Source organism: Pseudolysinimonas sp., assembly GCF_031389465.1.
Lineage (GTDB): Bacteria > Actinomycetota > Actinomycetes > Actinomycetales > Microbacteriaceae > Pseudolysinimonas_A.
The window spans coordinates 1-3,785 of the sequence record NZ_JANMSQ010000303.1 but is presented as its reverse complement, the minus strand read 5'-3'; the positions used below and the strand labels follow the sequence as shown (position 1 = coordinate 3,785).

Annotated in this window: 2 protein-coding genes, 1 tRNA gene and 1 pseudogene; 3 read left to right on the top strand and 1 reads right to left on the bottom strand. The window is 67.3% G+C overall.

Annotated elements, in window-relative coordinates; genetic code table 11:
- Positions 1–109: 109 nt before the first annotated feature.
- Positions 110–183, bottom strand: a tRNA-Pro gene (locus RMO30_RS11785).
- 110 nt (positions 184–293) lie between these two features.
- On the opposite strand from RMO30_RS11785, the gene RMO30_RS11780 reads away from it, so the two are divergent.
- The 3 genes and pseudogenes from RMO30_RS11780 to RMO30_RS11770 form a co-directional block, all read left to right on the top strand.
- A complete protein-coding gene (locus tag RMO30_RS11780) occupies positions 294–1,550 on the top strand; it encodes a DUF222 domain-containing protein (protein WP_309713678.1) in 1,257 nt (418 codons plus the stop codon).
- A gap of 95 nt (positions 1,551–1,645) precedes the next feature.
- Positions 1,646–2,269: a hypothetical protein gene (locus tag RMO30_RS11775; protein ID WP_309713675.1), complete on the top strand. Its 624-nt coding sequence runs from the start codon at positions 1,646–1,648 to the stop codon at positions 2,267–2,269.
- Between the two features lie 112 nt (positions 2,270–2,381).
- Positions 2,382–3,785, top strand: a pseudogene (locus tag RMO30_RS11770) (excinuclease ABC subunit UvrA); the annotation flags it as partial.

Sequence of the window (3,785 nt, the reverse complement as noted above, 5' to 3'; positions counted from 1 at the left end):
CACCAGTCGCGACTACCAGCCCACCGGCCGCCCGAAGGGCCCCCAGAAAAGAAGGAAACCCCCGAACTAATATGTTCGAGGGTTTCCTATGTCCTGAGACAGGACAATGTCGGGCTGACAGGATTTGAACCTGCGACCCCCTGACCCCCAGTCAGGTGCGCTACCAAGCTGCGCCACAGCCCGTGGCATGCGCCGCCCCCTTTGGGGAAGAGTCCGGCACGGCCTCCTACTCTAGCCGACCTCGCGCGGGAGCCAACGCGACGTGATCCAATGTCGGTGGTTGCCGCTTGTCTATGACCATGGTCAGCTTCCGCGACGAGACTCCGACGGGCGATTTCGCGCTCGTCGACGAGCGGATGAGGGCGGATGCCGGGGTGATCGAGGCGATCGTCGCCGCCGACCGGATGATCGCATCCATGACTGCCGCGAAGTTGGAGCTGATCGAGTTCGCGCACACCACTCAGATCGGTCCGACGCCTCACGCGCTCGCCGAGCGGGAGTTCCGCGCCGAACTGGCGACCGCGCTCCGCATTTCGGAACGTGGTGCCGAGAACCTCATCGGTGAGGCCGAGATTCTCGCCCGCTACCTGCCGGCCACCCGCGCCGCCCTCGCCGACGGGCGCATCACACCTCGTCAGGCCAGCATCCTCGTCGACGAACTCGGCGGCCTTGACGACCACGAGCGCGACGAGATCGAGCGGCACATGCTCGACGCCGCCGATCAGTCGGTGGCGTCGTTTCAGCGGGCGGTGAGGCGTCTGCGCGAGACCCGGGATGCCGACCAGGCAGTCGACCGGCATCGCCGCGCACGAGAGGGTCGCCAGGTCACCTGCCAGCCCGCACGTGACGGCATGGCCTGGCTCGTTGCGCATCTTCCGGCGGCCGAAGCCCTCGCGATCGACAGCCGACTCGACGACCTCGCGCGCGGGCTAGCCCGACTCGGCGCCGACCGTACGGGCGAAGATCGCACCATCGCGCAGCTGCGCGCCGACGCGCTCGGCGACGTGTTGCTCGACCGCGACACGCTCGCATCCCGCCGGTTCGGTGATGCCAAGCCCACCGTCGTCGTGACGGTTCCGATCTCGGTGCTCATGGGCAAGTCCGAAGAGTCCGCAGAGCTCCTCGGCTACGGCCCGATCGACGCCGAGACCGCACGCGAACTGACGGCTGAAGCACCCGTGCTCCGCCGGATGTTCACCGACCCCCGCGACGACGCGATCCTCGCCCTCGGTCGCACCCGCTATCGCGTGACCGAAGACCTGCGCCTCTGGCTCGCCGTCCGCGACGGCCGCTGTCGGTTCGTCGGATGCTTCCGTCGCACCGCGGCGAGCGACGTCGACCACAAACGTGCCTGGGCGGAGGGCGGCGCGACGGATGACGACAACCTCGGGCACCTCTGTCGCGGCCACCACACCCTCAAACACGAGACGCGCTGGCGGATCGAGGCGATCCACCCCGACGGCACCATCGACTGGATCTCCCCGACCGGCCGCCGACATCGATCGCGACCGGCTCGCACCGTGGGAGCCCTCGGAACCGACCCTCCGTAGCCGGGTTTCGAGATTTCGTCAACCTTCGGAAGCCCGTCACACGTCGCGTGAGTGACCGCGGCACATGCGCTGCGGCTCACCGAACGGAGCAACCGATGCGTACCTCTCACCGCACTCGCCTCATCCAGCTCGGCACCGCACTGACGGGCGCCGCGCTCCTCATGGGCGTCACCGTCGGGCCGGCCGCCGCCGCGCCGCCGCCCGAAGACGACCACGCCACGATCGCGTACCCATCCCCGCACACGCCGATTGCCGAGCTCTTCAAGCTCGACACGACAGTGCCGACCGTCAAGCTTCCGGACTGCAAGGGGCTCCTCTCCCCCGACGCACCGAGCCTGTTCGGGGCCTACCTCTCCGGCGTTACGCCGACCGACGACGGCACGCATTCGGCAGTGATCTCCGGCATCATCACGGCGAACCGCGGCACGGTCTGCGCGTGGCACGTGAGTAAGACGAAGAACTACATCCAGTTCTCGGTCACGCCGATCTCGGAGTCGCAACGCGCCACGATCATCGCTGACTGGGTGGCACGCTTCGGCACCTCCGGCTACGGGGTCGGCGGTCGCAACCTCATCTTCCACTCCGGCTCCATCACGACGACGGAGTCGGCCATGCTGCTGGAAGAGGGCCTCTACATCACGGCCACCCCGGTCGACGGAACGATGTTCCCGGCCTTCATCCAAGCCCAGGGCGACCACATCTACGACCTGACCCACTGAGCGGCACCCGGAGCGGCACCCGGAGCGGCACCGACTCACCGACCCCTACCGGCGGCCCGGATCCAGCGGTTTTCAAGAACCGACTGTCCGCGGTCGCCGGTACCGTGGGGGCATGCCGACGCCTCCGCATGCCGCCGACAGCCACGACCTCATCCGCGTCATCGGTGCTCGCGAGAACAACCTCAAGAACATCAGTCTCGAGATCCCCAAACGTCGGCTGACGGTGTTCACCGGGGTGTCGGGTTCGGGCAAGTCGAGCCTCGTCTTCAGCACGATCGCCGCCGAGTCCCAACGGCTGATCAACGAGACCTATCCCGCGTTCGTGCAGGGCTTCATGCCGAGCCCCGGGCGACCGGATGTCGACGTCCTCGACGGACTGACGACGGCGATCATCGTCGACCAGGAGCGGATGGGCGCGAACGTGCGCTCGACCGTCGGCACCGCCACCGACGCCAACGCGATGTTGCGCATCCTGTTCAGCCGCATGGGTGAGCCGCACATCGGTTCCCCGCAGGCCTTCTCGTTCAATGTCGCCTCCGTCACCGGCACCGGGTCGGCGACCGTCGAAACCGCGAGCGGCACGACGATCGACCGCGAATTCACGATCACCGGCGGCATGTGCCCGAGCTGCGACGGCATGGGCAACGTGAGCGACATCGATCTCACCCAGCTCTTCGACGAGACCAAGTCGCTCACCGAGGGCGCGCTGACGATCCCCGGCTACAACGCCGAAGGCTGGGCGGTGCGCCTCTTCTTGGAGTCGGGCCTCGTCCCGGCCGACAAGCCGATCAAGGACTTCACCGCCGAAGAGAGGCACGACTTCCTCTACAAAGAGGCGACCAAGGTCAAACTCGCCGGCATCAACATGACCTTCACCGGACTCATTCCGCAGGTTCAGAAGTCGTTCCTCTCCAAAGACGTCGAAGCGCTTCAGCCGCACATCCGCGCGTTCGTGGAGCGTGCCGTCACCTTCACCGCGTGTCCCGAGTGCGAAGGCACCCGGCTGAGCGCCGCCGCTCGGTCGTCGAAGATCGCCGGCATCAGCATCGCCGACGCCTGCCGCATGCAGATCAACGACCTCGCCGCGTGGGTACGCGGCCTCGAGGCGACGCACATCGGGCCGCTGCTGGAGAACCTTCAGCAGACCCTCGACTCGTTCGTCGAGATCGGGCTCGGCTACCTGAGCCTCGACCGTCCATCGGGAACGCTCTCCGGCGGCGAAGCGCAGCGCACCAAGATGATCCGGCACCTCGGCTCGAGCCTCACCGACGTCACCTACGTCTTCGACGAACCGACGGTGGGGCTGCACCCCCACGACATCCAACGCATGAACGACCTGTTGGTGCGGCTGCGCGACAAAGGCAACACCGTGCTTGTCGTCGAGCACAAGCCCGAGACGATCGCGATCGCCGACCACGTCGTCGATCTCGGGCCCGGCGCCGGTACGAAAGGTGGCGAGATCCAGTTCGAGGGCACCGTCACCGCCCTGCGCGCGAGCGACACACTCACCGGGCGA